Below are 16,937 nucleotides of genomic sequence, written 5' to 3'. Positions count from 1 at the left end.
TGGCTTGGTATCCTGGTTTGGAAACAGTCGATCATAGGATGCGAAGCCGATTTCCGGCCGTCTTTCCATCGTTTCGGTGATCAGGACCGATCCGAGTTGACGTGCCAGACGAGCAGGTATCGGTTCGGAGAAGAATATCCAGATATGACCGCCGTTCCCTGACCTTGATCGTTCCAGCGCTGCGGGGATTCCCTTTGCCCGGCAGGCTTCGAGCAGCGCATTGGCGTCTTCCGCCCATGATGCCTTGTCAAAATCCGCCGCCAGGAACCAGCATGTATCCGCTGGCAGGAGCGGATAGACACCGGCGACAAAATCTCCGTTTCGGCCACCATCGCCGCGCAGGTGTTTTTCGATGATCGCATCATCGGGTGGGATGAAGCTCTGGTGGGGGCAATCACTGCATTTCACCGCCGGCTTTCCGCATACCCCTCTTGCCCACTCATTGAAGCAGGCGGGTGAGTAGCCGGATCGACCAGTTTTTCTGTTCTCCCATCGTAAAGGGAATACATCGCTGCGCCCCGCAAAAAGAGACCGAAACAGATCGATCTTCTCCTGCGAGGATGAGCTATTCACCACAGCGGCACCCTCAAGCGTCACCTGTTCCGTCCGAGTTCGCTCAACAGCATCCAGTTGCCGCTCGAGCGCTTCCAACTCGCCCTGCAACGCAATTCGCTCGGCCTCAAGGCGGGACAATCGGTCCCGAACGCGCGAGATTTCCGCCGTTATGCTGCCGGCATTCATCAAGTAAACCCCTCGCGCGACATATCCTGCCCACCATGCCATCGCAGACAGGATGGATCGCTGTGGCCGGATGGGCAACTATCCACATGGGCTTTTGCCCGCTCAACCAGTGCCGCCATGCAAGAATGACTGACAGTAACCCCGGTCAATCCTCGCTTCCGCCGGTCACGATACAGCGCACCCCCAACGGCCCGAGCCGCGATCAGCAGCCGCGAAACCCTGACCCTGTTCGCACGAGCGACGGTCTGGATGGGGGTGCGCATTGCCTGTCCACCTGATGGCGGCTTGCCTGCGCTGCACCAGTCATCGAGAAAGGATTCGAGCGTCGCTGCCGAAAACCCGACCATCCTGTCGTTGAAGCGGTAATCGGGGACCAGCAGCCCGTCGCCGATCAGCCCCCGCACCACATCGACGCTGACGCCGAGCTGGCGCGCGGCATCCTGGGCGTTGAGCAGGTCGTTCAGCTTTGGTGCGAGATCGGCAATCAGGTCGGGATCGACCTCGGAACTCGCCCCGATCCCGACCCTGAGGCCGTATTGGGCCTTCAGCACCTGCACGGTGATCTTCAGCCCGATTCCGTGACGGTTGCAGAGCGAACGCAGGGTCTTGGGCTCGACCCCGCGTGTGCGGATGCCGAACACCTTTTCCTGCCCCGTGAAGCGGAAGGTTTCCCCAACATATGCTGCCAGCACCGCGCAGATGGGCCTGTAAGCGGGCTGATCCTTTCGGAAATAGAATTCGTTGAACGCGCGGCCAAAGGCGTTATGGTAATCGTTGCCCCGCCGGCCATGACCGATATGCGTGCGCAGGAAATCCTTGATCGCCGCCGGTCCTTCGATCAGCACCTCGGCCCCGAGATGCCCATGCTCGCGACGCTCATCGGCAGATATGCCTTTCCAGTCGCCTTGGGGGCCACGCATGGCCATGGCCCCGAAGACTTCGGCGGTATGGATCGCGATATCAAGTTGCACATCATCGATCCAGCGCCCGGAGTGCACGCCGTCCAGCCTCTCAGTGATATAGTGCTCCAGCGCGGTCGGTCGACCTGGTTGCCAGGGCGCCGCCCGAGCTGCGACCAGCTTTGGAATCAGAGGCGACAGGTCATGCTGCATCCGTGCCGCCTTGCGGGGCAGGACTGTCATGAGACGGAGACCGTGCTCGGCACAGACATGGTTCGCGTCGATCAGCCAATCCGTCCGGCCCAGGCAGGCAGATCGAAGATCGCCATCGGCCAATCCCCCCAGACAGGCCGGGCAGAACCGATAGCGATCCGGGGCGCACTGAACCTTGTTGCGTGGATCGGCGCCGAGTTGCAGACGCCGCGGATTGCTGGCATCCAGGGCGCCACGAACAAGCGCCTGCGGATCACAGCCCGTATATCCGGCAAGGTTTTCGACGCTGTGCCTGTCGCCCATCAGCAGGGCTCGAAGGTCCAGATCGAAGAGGTGGACCAGCTCTGGCAAGGATGACAGCCCGGACAGCCGGGCAATGCGGTATCCGTAGGAGGCGATGGTCTCACGGGCATGCGGGGCGGGAAAGATCATCTTACCGCCTTCCCCTTTGTTTTCGCGACCGCCCCGTCGGACCCGTCGGAGGATCGGGCTCCATCGGTAATCGCCCTGTGTTCAGGCTCCGGAAATCCGGCACCAGGAACGGGTTCCGACCAGCGACCTCCCCGGTGCGCTCGGCATAAAACCGTGCGAAATCCTTCACGCCCAATGCGGGCGTTCCATCCGCCAGGGCGCGGGTGATCGCGCCGATGATCAGTTCGACCACGATGCCGAACTGTTCGCGCCCGGCATGGAGAAGCCTGGGCACGAACTCCACATCCGCCAGATCCGGCGCCAACGGCAGATCCGCAAGCCCGGCGTAGCGGGCGACCAGCTCCGCAACATCGTCACGGGCATCGAACTCGGTCACCGGAAGAAAGCGGGTGATGAAGAAGCGGCGGGACAGTTGTGGATCCTGGGTCAGCAGATCATGCAGTTCCGGTGTCCCGCTGACGACCAGGTTGGTCGGCCAGTCCGGGATCTGCATGAGGCTCTTCAGGGCATTGATCACGCCCGCCTTCTCGACCTCCGAGCCTCGGCCACCCAATTCCTGGCCTTCATCGAGGTGGATCAGCCAGCATTTCCGCAGGTGCAGGTGAAAATTGACCAGTTCCCACATGCGCGACGCCGTGGTGTTGCTCCGGATCTGGAAAGCTAGGGCATGCAGGATCGCGCGTGCGAGGTCTTTCTGGGTAGCAGGCGTCGGCACCCGAATGGAGATCCAGCGGAACTCGCCAGATTCGGCGTCCGCAGCATCAATCCGGCGCAGGATCCGCTGGATGGCAGTGGTCTTGCCGCTGCCGGATTCCCCGATGACCGCGATCCCGCGTCCCTCGGCAGACTGTCCAAGATCCAGCTCGGCCTGGCGTTTGTCCATGATCTCGCGGAAAAGCCGCCGCACGGTTTCGTAGCCCGGATGGGCCACGAAATGCTTGCGCAAGGATACGGCGATCCGCGCGACCTGATCGGGTGGCGTGTGATGCTCACTCGTCATCTTCGAACCTCCAGCCCTTGCGCGCCGGCGGCGTGTCATCCGCAGGAGGGTCCTCCGGTGCGGGCGGTGCATCGGCATCATCCGCCCCGCTGCCCCCGACCTCGAACCCGCCCTGCAGCCAATCCGAACTGGTCTGGGCCTGACCGACCGAGTTTGTGGGCAGCAGGTGCAGGCCAAGACCGAGTGTCTGTTCCGCCCTGTCGATCTCCTCGGTGGTGAACGTCATCCGCCCAAGCTGCGCCGCGTTGGCCGCCTCGGTCGAAAGCAGATCGAGCCGGCGCAGCCCGTCATGGAAGATTTCGGCGGAGATCGCGGCGCGTTCGCGGTTGTGATCCATGACGGTCTTGGCAAACGCCGACCACTGGTAGAAGGAGACGCCCGAGAGCGCCCCGGACAGGTCATGGGCGGGATACCAGGTTCCGCCGACCTCGACCGCGATCCAGCCAAGGTCCAGTGGATCGAACCGCAGCCGAGCCTTGTGCTGATGGCTGTGCTTGCGGGCATCGCGCAACTGGTCGCAGGCGAAATCCGCGCCGAACACCCGCACACCCCGACCGGAAATGCTGCGTTCCAGCTCAATGCCGAAGATCGCCCGGCGATCCATCGCATCGACCGGCGCCGGAAGGCCGTATTTGGTGACCAGTCGGTCCCAGCACTCTGCGGGGGACTCGCCATGCAGCCCACGATGGGCCCGTTGGTGATAGACGTCCACGATATAGGTCACGAGCGCCGCCAGCAGATCCTGATCGGTAAGAGAGGCTTCCGACTCGGCATCGTAATCGCCCCGCTGCTCGGGGTTCGAGAATGTCCGCCCCCGGAACCGGCTGACAAAATGCGTTGCAAAGGTCCCGAACAGGCGTTCGATGCGAGACCGGAGCTTGGCCACACCGCCGGGTGGATTGACCAGGCGGGCAAGCAGCCCGGCGCAGGTGATCTTGAAATCATCACTGACGAAGGCTGAGCCCATGTCGGCCGCGACGGTTTCGGGGCGTCCGCCGTGATGCCAGCCGTGACGACAACCAAGGCCGCCCGCGATAGCCGTCTTGTCGATCGTGACCGTTTCCAGCGTGCGGATGGCCGCTTCGGCACTGGTCGATCTAGACAGGGTGAGACCGACGACGCAGCGCGTGGCGCAGTCGATGGCGACGCAGATGACAAGGCGGATCACTTCGAGGGCCGCGATCTGCTGCGTCGTCAGCCGGTCGAGAAGATCGGCATTGGAAACCCATGCCATGAGGTCGACATCCCATTCGTCGATCTCGACCCGTTCCATGGGCCGCAGGACCTGCACGCCATATTCGATGATCGCGAATTTCTTGTTGGCGGCATCGACGCCCCAGCGTTGCAGGTAGGTCTCATAGGGGTCCATCCGCTTGATTGCGCGATAGACGGTAGAGCGGGATGGCGGCCGGAGTTCGGGCTGCCCCTGTTCGGCACGGTGTCGATTGAAATCTGCATAGAGGTTGGTCGCGCGCTCGTGGATCTGATCAATGGTCGGGCGCAGCGGCGAGGCGTATTCCGCGATCAGCGCATCAAATGCCGTAAGCTCTCCGGGCAGCATCTGACGTCTACCCCCGCATCGATGCGTTTGAGGCACCAACGCCATGATGTTGAGGCCGCTTCTTTCATAGGCCCGTGTCCAGATCAGCAGCGTCTTGGCGCAAGGTGGCGTTCGATGGGTTTCCATACGCCCCGCGCGCTTGAACCGTTTGCGAAAGCGCTTCCGGATGTTACTTTCCACGGCGGCAATGATTGCTGGCAGAATGGTGCTGACCGAGGCCTCGTTGCGCCTGGCGAGCCCAGCCTCGATGCAGCGCAGCAGTTCCTCGGCGAACAGCAATCGCCACAGTGCCGTCTGCTGCTTGCTGTCAGGAAGATCCCGAAAATACTCGGGGAGGCCGTCAAGGTTGCGCTCGGCCGCTGTGCGTGCCGCCCCTCCCGGAATGCAGCGGAACCTTGGGCTGCGCAGCAGTTCCCCCAACTCGCCATGGCTGATGCTGCGTGCAGGGTGCGGTGGCGCTGTTCCGATCAGCACGATCCCTTCGGGCTCATGCGATGCAAGCCGATATTCTACGCCATCAAGGATAACGAGATCGAGAAGCTTGAAATTGCTGTGTTTCATGGTGTTCTCTCAAGCTAGGATCATATGGGTAAAGGCGGGGATCATCGGCGCGCCGAGTTCCCTGGCATGCTCGATCAGGCGCGTCGTCGGGGCGTGCGCCACGACCTCCGGCCGGGGAATGTCTGCATCGGTGAACAGCAAGACCCGTGTCGCGAAGGATCTGGGCAGTTGCGAGGCAATGAGCCTCAACGTGTCCTTGAAGCGGTATTTGCGAACACGGGCCAGTGGGCGCACGGCGACGGCAATCGCATTGCCGTCGGTCAGGAGGGCGCGAAAGTCGAAGTGATGGACGGCGGGCCTGCCCCGTGCGTCGCGGTACCGGATGACGGGCGGCTGCGCCTGAACTTCACGGATCTCGGGGTCCGCAATCAGCTGGTCCCAGCAATGGGCTTCCAGCCCGGATTCGAGCCGGCTGATGACGGGACACGGCAAGAAAGACCGAACATCGACGACCTGCACGCGGGCGCTCGCTTTCGAGCGCGCCGGAATGGTCCGGCTGGCGGGTGCCAGCACGGGAAAGCGAAAGAAGGGGTTCATGTCACATCCCTGGCAATAGTTTGTCAGATGACCGCCCGCGAGAACGGGCGATCACGGCGGATGCAGGCACAGCGCAGCCATCGACCGAAACGGATGGCGCCGGTCATTGACTTTGCGTGCGATTTTGGGGATGCTTGGCTTACCGGGTAGTTCAGATTCGGTAAACCTAAGCAGGGCTCTGAAAGTTGCCGCTTTCGGAGCCTTTCGCTTTTAACTCTTCATGGTGCCCTCCTGTTCGTAGCGATCAGGCCAGATATTTTCGGGGGTGGTATCAAGCTTTTCGGCTATCGCACGCTGGATTCTCTGAGACCGTCTAAGCCCTTGCGAGACAAGGCTTACCGAGGCAGGAGTTTTACCCAGTTCGCGAGCGATGTCGCTGAAGCTGGTTCCGGCCAACCGCAAGCGTGCCCGGATCATCTCGTGGCAAAATTCATCGTCCATCCCTGCACCTATACCGTGTCAGTGAGTGACCAGCACATCTAGCCCAAACGGACTATGGCAGAGAACGAATCATTTTCCTAGCTAAAAACCTTGCTAGCGCGTTGATTTCCTAATCTAATTTTTTACAGATTGTTTTTTGTTAGAACGGGGAAGCCCAGTCGCACGCTTAGCTTGACGGCTTGCGCTCTGTATTAAGTGCGGTTGTCAGGACATCGACGATCAGTTGCTCAACTTCGTTCAGCCGCATCTGGCGTTCGTAAGCCAGGCGCTCGACGAGCGTCGCAATGGCCGGGTCGCGCGGCCCGTACAGTGCCCAGTCTCGAATGGATGCAGCGTCAGGATGTGGGTGTGCAGATGTGATGGCCATAGCCCTTTAATACCGGATGTGGGCGCGTGGGTCGAGAACAAGCGCTTCTGCGTTGCCATTGCCTTCGAGGTAACAAAGCGCGAAGGCAGCAGCCAAATGGCGCGAAATCATGCAGCCGAGCCAAAGCTAGCACCTTCATCGCTGCCGCCGTTTCCCTCACAACATCACAGCAGCCACGATTCCAGCAACCTCAGTGCTGGCCCCTTTCGCTGAACTCAGCCTCGACCGCACCGATAAGCTCCACCATGGAAAGCCCCAGACCTTGGCACAGGCCATGAATGGTCGCCAAGCTGGGTTGATGTCGACGGCTTTCCAGAAGTGAGACATATCGCATGCTGACCCCGGCTCTATGCGCAAGCTCCTCTTGGGACAGGCCAGCCGCAGTCCGCTGCTTACGCATGATTTTTGCAAAGGCTTCCAGAAGGGCGTCGTCTGCGTCGGGCATGCCGGATGCAGACGTCCAGACAGGACTTGATTCTATGAAGTATTCTATGAATTATGAAGAAAACAGTGAATTTATGGAGAAGCCCTTTGCTGCCGCCCCATCGCATCCCTGCCATCGCGCTGCTCACGTTCCTTGCCGCCGCCGCTGCCGGCGCACAGTCCCTCCCGCAACAGCCCGGATATGATGCATTCCAGCATGTTGTCGCCGTTGAACCGCGCCCTTATGAATTTGAGATCCTTGGCGTGAAACCCGGCATGCCGATCGATGAGGCCGTGCGCCTGATCGAGGAACATCTTGGCAAGGAACTGTCGCCACTGGATGGCACGCTGCAGATCAGCAGTCCGGATGGGCGCACATTCCGTACGGAACTGCGCCTAGGCTATGAAACACCGGGTATCACCTTCTTCCTGCGCAATCAGGATGATCAGCCCTTTGACAGCCTGGAACTTGACGTCTCGACGCCGGCATCAGGCTCCGTGGTCACTGCCGTGCGCAGAGAGGTCAGGCTGAGCGCCAGCAATGGTCCTGACGGTGCCAGCCTGCTCGCCCAGCTGGAGGACCTGTATGGCGAGCCCTCCGAGACCAAGGTATCCCCAGGTACGAACTCCTGGCTCTGGGCAACAGATATGGATTACAGCGCCATCGCCTTTGTCGGTGGCGGTCCGGAACCACGCTATGCCTGTGTTCGCGGCCTGCCGGACAATGGGCGATACAGCTACGAGGCGCCGTTTCTGACTGAGGGACCAAACAATTGCGGCGCGACATTCGGTGTCAGTCATCGCACAAGCGCTACCACAGTCACGCTCAATTTCCGGCTGACGGATTACAAACTGGTCGATCAGGATCGGGAGGCCGCGAACTCTCAGGTGGACGAAAAACTGAGTGCGACAGCGGCGCCTTCGGATATGAAGCTGTAAGGAGAACGATCCGGATGGACGGAGACGATGTTTTCACCGAGCCGAGCGATGAGCAACTGGCGGCCCACGATGCGGAAAACCTTCAAAGCATGCTAACCCATCTTCGCGACAACCCCACTGACGACGCTGAATGTGTTCTAGAGGTCAAGGTCTCGATGTCAGCATTGGCCAAGATGCAGCTGCGCAGTATACAGGAGAAGATTTCGCTACAGGCCGTACTAAGAGAATCGCTCCGTCGGGATGGCTTGAGTTGATACGGCCTACTTCGGGCTCTTACCCCCACAGTGGTGGTACGCCTGTAATAATCTGTCCGAACACGTTCTCACGATGCCAGCGCAGGTTCTCGGGATGAGGATGATTATGTGGGTCGGCGGGTTTCAACAGTTTCCCACCCGGCCTTATGAGGCGGTTGATCACATCGCCAGGCACCTTGTTCCTTGAAACAAGGATTGTTTCGCTATCTTCTGCGACCGAGATCAGGCCACGATCGAACATCCAATGCAGCGTCCCTGACAGGGCGAGTCCGTTGCGGATAGAATCGCTACCGTCTCGCTCAACGGGACGGATATGTGCGGCCTGGACCTCCGGTCGTCCGCCGCCGTTGCGCAGTTGCAGCCCCGAGATTGCACAGCGATAACCATAAGCCTCACGCACCTTCCGGCTGAAGGCAACCTCGCGATATTTGCGGCGTGTCAACCGTTCGGTCACCGGGCGCTGAAATACTAGCGCCTCTTCCTGAAGGCCTACAGGCTGCTTGTTGTACCTTGTCGCTTCGATCTGTTCGAGGTCATGCGGGAGCCCGAGATTTACGATTCTGGCAAAATCGCCCTCCGGAAGTCGTCGCACCGCCAACTGGACCGCGCCGCCCGACAGCGGCGCACCCGAGCATGATTTCAGTGCCGTTTCCAGTGGCTGCCCGTTCAGCAGCCGCGGCACATTACGATCGAACGGCAAGTAACTGCCCGGCTCGATTAACGCGAGGTATCGGCCTTCTGCGCCGGGCTTAGGAATGACGTCTACAATTTTCGCTACGGCGAAGTATCCACGCGGACCGGCCTTGACCGGCTCATAGTAGACCACCCAATCACCCACCCCTTCCTTCATCGCGTTGAGATAGCGACGTGGAAAATCGTAGGAGGTGTCCAGCTCATCCTCGTAGATCGACTCTGCCTTATGCAAGAGAACCAGTTTGACCATGTTGCGAATGAAGCAGAATGGCAGAGAAGCACAAGGAAAAACTGCCCTTGACGAAGCACGGTCCTTGGTCCGAGCCTCTAACTTTGTGTGGGTGCATAGACGGCAGCTCCGTAAATGCTAGTGCCGGCCGATTGTCTGGGTTGCAGCTGCTCATCGTCAAGCCAAACGGTGAGCGACAAGGCGGTGGCTACTCATACGTGCTTCGCGGCCCAGGAGCTGGCGCGCTGTCATGGCGCCATCTGCTGGACTGGGTGGATATCCCATTGCTTTTGCAAGACGATGATCGCAGAACATGTGTCATGAGACAGTCTGTGAGCAACTTTGATTTTCTGGGGCGCCTGGATGGTGAACTGGCCAATCTGGGGCGATTGGCTGAAAGCTATTTTCAGGACGACCCAAGCACGAGCCTGATCAAGCTGCGGCAGTTTGCCGAGCGCCTGACACGCCGTCACGCAGCGCTTGTTGGCGTTGACCTTCAGCCGGACGACACGCAATCCGATATTTTGCGACGTCTGAAATATGAGCGGGCAGTGCCGGAGCGTGTGCTCGATGTCCTGCACCATATCCGCAAGCTCGGGAATACGGCGGTTCACGAGAGCAGGGGCGATCACCGCGAAGCACTTGCCTGCCTCAAGATGTCAGTGCAACTGGGGGTTTGGCATATCCGAACAAGCACGGCGGATCGGGGTTTCTCCGCAGGCGTCTTCATCCCGCCACAGCCGCCGTCGAACCCCACTGAGGAACTGCGGGATGAGTTGTCGCGGCTGCGATCGGAAAAAGATGCAGCGCTGACAGTTGCGCAGAAGGCAGAGGAAGCGCGACAGCAGGCCATGCGGGATGCCGAGAGCGCAAAGGAACGCCATCAGCGCGAGGTCGAGGAGCGAAAAACCTGGGAAGCACTGGCGCAGGATGCCGATCGCCAGCTTCAGGAATTCATCGCCGAGGCGAAACAGCAGGCGCCGGCTACCATGGCGTCCTTCGTCCAAGCTGCCAACGAGGCCGCAGGTGCCATCGACCTTGATGAGCAAGCGACCCGCGCGCTGATCGATCAGCAACTGCGGGACCGTGGATGGGAGACGGACAGCGTCGATCTGCGCTACGGTAAGGGAAGCCGCCCCGTCAAAGGGCGGAACATGGCGATCGCCGAATGGCCCACGGCATCAGGCCCGGCCGATTACGCCCTGTTCGTAGGGGAAACCTGCCTCGGAATTGTCGAGGCCAAACGGTACCGCAAGAACGTTTCTGCTGCGGTAGATCAGGCCGAGCGGTATTCAAAGGGTTTTGTCTGGGCAGCCAATGCCGACAGCTGGGTTGATGGGTTTGTGGTTCCGTTCGTATTCGCTACCAACGGGCGTCCCTACTTGAAGCAGGTGGAGACCGAAAGCGGCATCTGGTTCCGTGATGTCCGTCTGGCTAACAATCTGCGGCGTGCGTTGATGGGTTGGTTCCGCCCGGAGGAACTGCTGTCGATGCTTGAGGTCGAAAAGGAGAAGGCACAGGCAGCCCTGTACGCGCGTTCTTTCGATTTCGGCTTCCAGTTGCGCCCATACCAGAAAGCTGCAATTGAGGCCGTCGAGACCACGCTTGCCACCGAAAGGCGGGAGATGCTGGTGGCGATGGCCACAGGCACGGGGAAGACCAAGCTGGCCATTGCCATGCTTTATCGGCTGCTAGCTACCAAGCGTTTCCGCCGCATCTGTTTCGTGGTGGATCGCTCGGCGCTTGGCACCCAGACCAGCGACGAGTTCATGAGTACGGCAATCGAAGGGCCGAAGGCCTTCGGCCAGTTGTTCGGGATCAAAGGGCTTGAAGATGTAAAGCCCGATCCCGAAACCCGCGTGCATATCTGCACAATCCAGGGGCTGGTGAAACGGGTTCTCTATAACGCAGATCCTGCCGATGTTCCCCCGATTGGCCAGTATGACCTGATGGTGATCGACGAATGCCACCGCGGGTATCTGCTCGACCGGGAAATGTCGGACGCAGAGCTGAGCTTTCGGGGGCAGGATGATTATATCTCCAAGTATCGTCGGGTTCTGGAGTATTTCGACGCGGTCAAGATCGGCTTGACGGCCACGCCCGCATTGCATACCGCGCAAATTTTTGGTGATCCGATCTATACCTATACCTACCGTGAGGCAGTGGTGGACGGCTGGCTGATTGACCACGAGCCACCGATCCGCTTCCAGACCGCGCTGGCCAAGGCCGGAATCACCTTCGACGTGGGCGATGCTGTCGAGGTATTGGACAGCCAGACGGGCGAGGTGCAGAATACAGTCGCCCCTGACGAATTGAACTTCAAGGTAGAGGATTTCAATCGCAAGGTCATTACCCAGCCTTTCAACCAGGTCATCGCTGAAGAGCTGGCAAAGCATATCGACCCGAGCCTCGAAGGCAAGACGCTGGTCTTCGCGGCAACGGATGCCCATGCCGATATCATCGTGAACGAGCTGAAAAAGGCTTTTGCCGCGCAATATGGTTCGATCGAGGATGCTGCGATCCGCAAGATTACCGGCAGCGTGGACAAGGTGGGCACCTTGATCCGGTCGTTCCGCAACGATGCCTTCCCGCAGATTGCCGTGACAGTTGACCTGCTGACCACGGGCATCGACGTGCCCAAGATCACAAACCTCGTGTTCATCCGCCGCGTGAACAGCCGCATCCTCTACGAACAGATGCTCGGCCGGGCGACACGCCGCTGCGACGAGATCGGCAAGGAGGTATTCCGGATCTTCGACGCGGTGGATCTTTACGCCACGCTGCAGGACCTGACGCAGATGAAGCCTGTCGCCAGCAATCCGAAACTGACCTTCGAACAGCTTTTCGACGAGTTGGCGACCGTCACTGAGGATGACCAGCGCGAACTTGTTCGCGATCAGGTGCTGGCCAAACTGCACCGCAGGCTGCGGAAGCTGCCCAGCAAGGTGGCACAGGCTGTCGAGGATCTGACCGGCGAGACGGTCGAGCAGCTCCGCGACCGCCTCAAGCAAAGCTCCCCGGCAGAGGCCGCCACCCATGTCCGGAAATTCGCCGACCTTGGCAAGATCCTCGACTGGAACCCGGACGGCAAAGGGCCGATATGGATCCCGATATCGCATCACGAAGACAGCATGCACGCCGTCACCACGGGCTATGGCGAATACGAGAAGCCCGAAGACTTCCTCGATACCTTCACCTCCTTCGTGAAGAACAACCAGAACCGGATTGCCGCGCTCTCGGTAGTCGTTCAGCGCCCGCGCGATCTGACGCGCACCGAGTTGCGCAGCCTGCGCCTCGAACTCGACAGGATGGGCTTTTCGGAAACCAGCCTACGCCGGGCCTGGAATGACGCCTCGAACGAGGACATCGCCGCCTCGATCATCGGCTTCGTCCGGCAGGCAGCACTCGGCGACCCGCTGATCCCGTTCGAAACCCGCGTCCAGTCCGCAACCCGCACGATCCTCGCCAGAGGGCGATGGACCGAACCACAAAAGCAATGGCTGCGCCGGATCGCCGAGCAGATCACGCGCGAAATTGTACTTGACCGCGACAGCATCGACCAAGGCAACTTCGCCGCCCATGGGGGGTTCAATCGCCTCAACAAGGTCTTTAACGGTCAGTTGGAATCCATCCTGCACGATTTCAACGAAGAACTCTGGAAAGTCTGCGCATGAGCCCGAACACCAACGACATCGTTGCCAAACTGTGGCGCGAGGCGAAAACGCTGCAAGGCGCCGGCATCTCGATCCTGCACTATGTCAATGAACTGACCTACCTTCTCTTCCTCAAGATGCTGGAGGAGACCGGGCAAGCCACGATCATCCCCGCCGCCTACAGCTGGTCGGAGCTGGCCAGGGCCGAAGGCGGTGATCAGCTTCGCTACTACAAGAAGCTGCTGCTCGACCTCGGTGACCCCGAAATCGTCCATAATCCGATGGTGCTGGCGATCTTCACCGATGCCGTCACCCATCTGCGCGAGCCCAAGGACCTCAAGACGCTGACCACCAATATGGACAGGATCGACTGGTTCAGCGCGCGCGAGGACGGCCTTGGCGACATGTATGAAGGTCTGATGCAAAAGGTCATGTCGGACAGCAAGTCCAAGGCAGGCCAGTATTTCACCCCCCGCGCCCTGATCGATAGCATTATCCGCCTGATCCAGCCGCAGCCGGGTGAGATCGTCCAGGACCCCGCCGCCGGCACCGCCGGTTTCCTGATCGCCGCCGACCGCTACGTCAAGGACGCGACCGACGACCTGTTCACGCTAACCGAGGAACAGGGTAACTTCCAGCGTCGGCAGGCCTTCCGCGGTCACGAATGGGTGCCCGACACCCGCCGCCTTTGCGTGATGAACATGCTTCTGCACGGCATCGAAAGCCTTGTCGGCTGCGAGGACAGCTGCGCCCCGCAGGGCGAGGCGCTTGGCCATGCCGATGTGATCCTGACGAATCCGCCCTTCAACAAGATGCCGTCGAACGTCAACCGTCCCGACTTCACCCTGACAGCGGGTGAGCGGGTCGGCCCGATGCCCTTCCTTGAACACGCCATCCGTATGCTGAAGCCGGGCGGGCGCTGCGCCATCGTCATGCCCGACAACATCCTGTTCGGCGACGGCACCGGCACCGCGCTGCGTCGTTTCCTGATGGTGAACTGCAACCTGCATACCATCCTGCGCCTGCCGACCGGCATCTTCTATGCTCAGGGTGTCAAGACCAACGTGCTGTTCTTCACCCGTGTCACCGACCGCATCTATCCGGCCGATCACGCGACACAGGCGACCGAGGCGGTCTGGTTCTACGACCTGCGCACCAACATGCCGTCCTTCGGCAAGACCAACGCCCTGACCTCCGCGCATTTCGAGGAATTCGAGCGGCTGTTCGGCCCCGATCCCCTTGGCGGTTCCGCGCGGGAAGAGGGTGGCGAGACCAGCCGCTGGCGCAAGCTGACGCGCGAGCAGATCGCCGCGCGCGGCGACAACCTCGACTGGACCTGGCTGCGCGATGAAAGCGGCGATCCCGAGGACGAGATGACCGAACCCGACGAGATCGCCGCCGCGATCATGGGCCATCTGCGCGCTGCGCTGGAAGAGATCGAGGGACTAGCCGAGGAACTGGATGCCACGCCGATGGTGGAGGCAGCAGAATGACGGGGCTGCCCCAGGGGTGGGCTAGCGCGTCGATACACTCTTTTACGCGAACGCGCTCTGGTAATTCCAAGCTGATCAAAGGTAAACAGGCGCAAGCCCCCGCAGATGGCCTTTTCCCCGCATACAGTGCATCGGGGCAGGATGTTTGGGTTCCAGATCCCGAGCACAAAGGGAACGCAATCATCATTTCCGCCGTAGGTGCGAGATGCGGCAAGACCTTTCGAGCCTTTGGTCGGTGGAGTGCCGTTGCCAACACCCACATTGTTTGGCCAGAGGAAATCGCCGTTGACGCAGACTGGCTGCAGCTTCTCCTTAACGACGAAGGTTTCTGGGAAAAGGGCGGATCCGCTCAACCATTCGTGAAAGTTGGTGCAACTTTTGAGCGAGAAATCGCTCTACCGCCACTCCCCGAGCAACGGCGGATCGTGTGCAAGCTCGACACCCTCAGCGCCCGTACCACCACCGCCCGCACCCACCTCACCGCCATCGAAAAGCTGGTGGAGCGGTATAAGCTGACCGTGCTCAGATCAGCTTACGCGGGCAATCTCACAGCCGATTTTCGGGAAGATAGTGCTCTTGAACCTGTTTCAGCCTTGCTCAAACGAACACCACCTCCGCAGCAGGGGCGCGGTGGCAGGCAAGCAACGACCGAGGTGAAGGCAGGACAAGGTGGCATCTCGGTCAACATCCCCGATGTTAACCTGCCCGAAAAATGGGAGTGGGTTTCTCTGCTCCGCATCGCCCGGCAAGAAACGGGCCACACGCCAAGCCGCTCCCGTGACGATTGGTGGGGTGGAGATGTGTGCTGGATGAGTATTCCCGACGCGAATCTTCACCATGGACGGGTCATCTTCGATACGATCCAGAAGACAAACGAACAGGGCCTGGCCAATTCCTCGGCGCGCTTGCTTCCGGCAGGAACTGTTGTGCTGTCGCGGACAGCGTCAGTCGGTTACATCTGCATCATGGGTCGAGAAATGGCGACCAGCCAAGACTTTGCGACATGGACCTGCACCGACGCCCTTCTGCCTGAATACCTGATGTATGCTCTGCTATCGGAAGGGGAGGACATCAAGAAATTTGGCGAGGGATCGACACATACGACGATTTATTTCCCCGAGATCAGGGCATTCCACATCAAACTCGCTCCCCTCGACGAACAACGTGAAATCGTCCGCCGGATCGAGACCGCCTTCGCCAAGATCGACCGCCTCGCCACCGAGGCCGCAAAGGCCCTGAAACTGCTCGGCCGCCTCGATCAACGTATTCTGGCCAAAGCCTTCGTAGGCGAGCTTGTCCCGCAAGACCCCACCGACGAACCCGCCGCCGCCCTCCTCGCCCGCATCCGCGAAGCCCGCGCCGCCGCGCCCAAACCCAAACGCGGCAGAAAGGCCCGCACATGACCTCACTTTACCAGATCCGCGACGGCCAGTTGCGCCCCGCGACCCGCCGCGCGCTGTCGAAGGAAGAGATGATCGAAGGCTGGGTCGCCGCGAATCCCGGCCTTGTCGGCATCGACGCCATGATCATTGGCCGACAGGTACCGACCGACCATGGCAAGTTCATCGACCTTCTGGCCATGGACGCTACCGGCGGGCTAGTCATCATTGAGTTGAAGAAAGACCGCACCCCGCGCGATATCGTCGCGCAAGTGCTTGATTACGCCTCATGGGTCAGAACCCTGACGACGCCCGAAATCTATGACCGAGCCGAGAAATACTTGGGAACACGCCTGGCCACTGCTTTCCTCGACCGTTTTGGCGAGGCGATTCCCGAACGGCTGAACGCCAGCCACTCCATGCTGATCGTCGCCAGCGAACTCGACCCCGCCTCTCGCCGGATCGTTGAATACCTGTCGGAAGAACATGGCGTCGCGATCAATACCGTCTTCTTCAACGTCTTCGAGGTCGATGGCCAGGAATGGCTGACGACCGACTTCCTGCTGGACCAGGAAGCGGTGGAAGAGCGCTCGGAACGCAAGGTCCGCGCGCCGTGGTCGGGGTATTACTTCGTCAATGCCGGTCTGGGCGAGTATCGTTCCTGGGCAGACATGAAGCGATATAGGTTCATCTCGGCTGGAGGCGGCGAGTTCTACTCGAAACGGCTATATCAACTGAGCGTCGGTGATGAGGTTTTCGTCTATGACAAGGGCAACGGCTACATCGGCTATGGTATCGTGACAGCCGAGGCCCGTCCTGCGGCCGAGTTTATGACGCCTGACGGTCCACTCTTCGACCAACCGCTGTCCGAACCCCGAATGAAGCGTCTTGGCGAGCCGCAAGAAAACGCAGAGCACGCCGTCGGCATCGAATGGCGCAAAACGGTTGATCCGGCCCAGGCCAAGCGCTTCAAAGGAGCATTTGCGAACCAGAACATTGTCTGCAAGCTACGGGATGAAGCGACAGTGGATTTCCTAACAGAGCAGTTCGGGGTCACTCGACCAGCTATGACGTAAGAGGGCGGAAAGCGGAAGTTCGCTGCGCCGGTCATGAACGGCGTCT

At 60.3% G+C, this 16,937-nt stretch carries 15 protein-coding genes; 6 read left to right on the top strand and 9 right to left on the bottom strand.

Going from position 1 to position 16,937, the window contains the following annotated elements; all coding sequences use genetic code 11:
- The 8 genes from ACFOMP_RS09540 to ACFOMP_RS09505 form a co-directional block, all read right to left on the bottom strand.
- A partial coding sequence (locus ACFOMP_RS09540; protein ID WP_449302608.1) for a TOTE conflict system archaeo-eukaryotic primase domain-containing protein occupies nucleotides 1-741 on the bottom strand: 741 nt, incomplete at its 3' end.
- Nucleotides 741-2,285, bottom strand: a complete 1,545-nt coding sequence (locus tag ACFOMP_RS09535) for a TniQ family protein (RefSeq protein WP_230998486.1) — start codon at nucleotides 2,283-2,285, stop codon at nucleotides 741-743. The genes ACFOMP_RS09540 and ACFOMP_RS09535, both read right to left, overlap by 1 nt.
- A 1-nt stretch (nucleotide 2,286) precedes the next feature.
- Nucleotides 2,287-3,285, bottom strand: a complete 999-nt coding sequence (locus ACFOMP_RS09530) for a TniB family NTP-binding protein (RefSeq protein ID WP_379029864.1) — start codon at nucleotides 3,283-3,285, stop codon at nucleotides 2,287-2,289.
- Complete coding sequence (locus ACFOMP_RS09525; protein ID WP_379029861.1) at nucleotides 3,275-5,407, bottom strand: hypothetical protein; 2,133 nt, start codon at nucleotides 5,405-5,407, stop codon at nucleotides 3,275-3,277. The genes ACFOMP_RS09530 and ACFOMP_RS09525 overlap by 11 nt, the downstream gene beginning before the upstream one ends.
- A 9-nt stretch (nucleotides 5,408-5,416) precedes the next feature.
- On the bottom strand, nucleotides 5,417-5,944 hold the full coding sequence (locus ACFOMP_RS09520; protein WP_230998483.1) for a hypothetical protein: 528 nt from the start codon (nucleotides 5,942-5,944) through the stop codon (nucleotides 5,417-5,419).
- Between the two features lie 210 nt (nucleotides 5,945-6,154).
- Nucleotides 6,155-6,385 carry a helix-turn-helix domain-containing protein gene (locus ACFOMP_RS09515; protein ID WP_041529748.1) on the bottom strand — a complete coding sequence of 77 codons (231 nt, stop codon included), beginning with the start codon at nucleotides 6,383-6,385 and terminating at the stop codon, nucleotides 6,155-6,157.
- 166 nt (nucleotides 6,386-6,551) lie between these two features.
- Entirely contained in the window at nucleotides 6,552-6,752 is a 201-nt protein-coding gene (locus ACFOMP_RS09510) for a hypothetical protein (protein ID WP_379029856.1), read from the bottom strand.
- A 190-nt stretch (nucleotides 6,753-6,942) separates the two neighbouring features.
- On the bottom strand, nucleotides 6,943-7,197 hold the full coding sequence (locus ACFOMP_RS09505) for a helix-turn-helix domain-containing protein (RefSeq protein ID WP_379029853.1): 255 nt from the start codon (nucleotides 7,195-7,197) through the stop codon (nucleotides 6,943-6,945).
- Between the two features lie 86 nt (nucleotides 7,198-7,283).
- On the opposite strand from ACFOMP_RS09505, the gene ACFOMP_RS09500 reads away from it, so the two are divergent.
- Together ACFOMP_RS09500 and ACFOMP_RS09495 are read left to right on the top strand one after the other, a co-directional pair.
- Entirely contained in the window at nucleotides 7,284-8,114 is an 831-nt protein-coding gene (locus tag ACFOMP_RS09500; protein WP_379029851.1) for a hypothetical protein, read from the top strand.
- Nucleotides 8,115-8,128: 14 nt separating this feature from the next.
- Nucleotides 8,129-8,368 (top strand): hypothetical protein, encoded by a 240-nt coding sequence (locus ACFOMP_RS09495; RefSeq protein WP_379029848.1) that lies wholly within the window; start codon nucleotides 8,129-8,131, stop codon nucleotides 8,366-8,368.
- A gap of 19 nt (nucleotides 8,369-8,387) precedes the next feature.
- On the opposite strand, the gene ACFOMP_RS09490 is transcribed toward ACFOMP_RS09495, so the two are convergent.
- A complete protein-coding gene (locus ACFOMP_RS09490) occupies nucleotides 8,388-9,311 on the bottom strand; it encodes an HNH endonuclease (protein ID WP_379029845.1) in 924 nt (307 codons plus the stop codon).
- Between the two features lie 311 nt (nucleotides 9,312-9,622).
- On the opposite strand from ACFOMP_RS09490, the gene hsdR reads away from it, so the two are divergent.
- Genes hsdR through ACFOMP_RS09470 form a run of 4 tightly spaced genes read left to right on the top strand, consistent with a single transcriptional unit; the run spans nucleotide 9,623 to nucleotide 16,891 of the window.
- Entirely contained in the window at nucleotides 9,623-12,964 is a 3,342-nt protein-coding gene (hsdR, locus tag ACFOMP_RS09485; RefSeq protein ID WP_379029842.1) for a type I restriction-modification system endonuclease, read from the top strand.
- The gene (locus ACFOMP_RS09480) at nucleotides 12,961-14,436 is read left to right on the top strand and encodes a class I SAM-dependent DNA methyltransferase (RefSeq protein ID WP_379029839.1); all 1,476 of its coding nucleotides are present in this window, start codon (nucleotides 12,961-12,963) and stop codon (nucleotides 14,434-14,436) included. The genes hsdR and ACFOMP_RS09480 overlap by 4 nt, the downstream gene beginning before the upstream one ends.
- The gene (locus tag ACFOMP_RS09475) at nucleotides 14,433-15,839 is read left to right on the top strand and encodes a restriction endonuclease subunit S (RefSeq protein ID WP_379029836.1); all 1,407 of its coding nucleotides are present in this window, start codon (nucleotides 14,433-14,435) and stop codon (nucleotides 15,837-15,839) included. Before ACFOMP_RS09480 ends, ACFOMP_RS09475 begins: the two co-directional genes overlap by 4 nt.
- Entirely contained in the window at nucleotides 15,836-16,891 is a 1,056-nt protein-coding gene (locus ACFOMP_RS09470) for a hypothetical protein (RefSeq protein ID WP_379029833.1), read from the top strand. Before ACFOMP_RS09475 ends, ACFOMP_RS09470 begins: the two co-directional genes overlap by 4 nt.
- Nucleotides 16,892-16,937 lie beyond the last annotated feature (46 nt).

Origin of the sequence: Paracoccus simplex, assembly GCF_042648325.1 — a bacterium.
GTDB lineage: Bacteria > Pseudomonadota > Alphaproteobacteria > Rhodobacterales > Rhodobacteraceae > Paracoccus > Paracoccus simplex.
The sequence above is the reverse complement of the archived record's forward strand: the minus strand, read 5'-3'. Positions and strand labels throughout refer to the sequence as shown.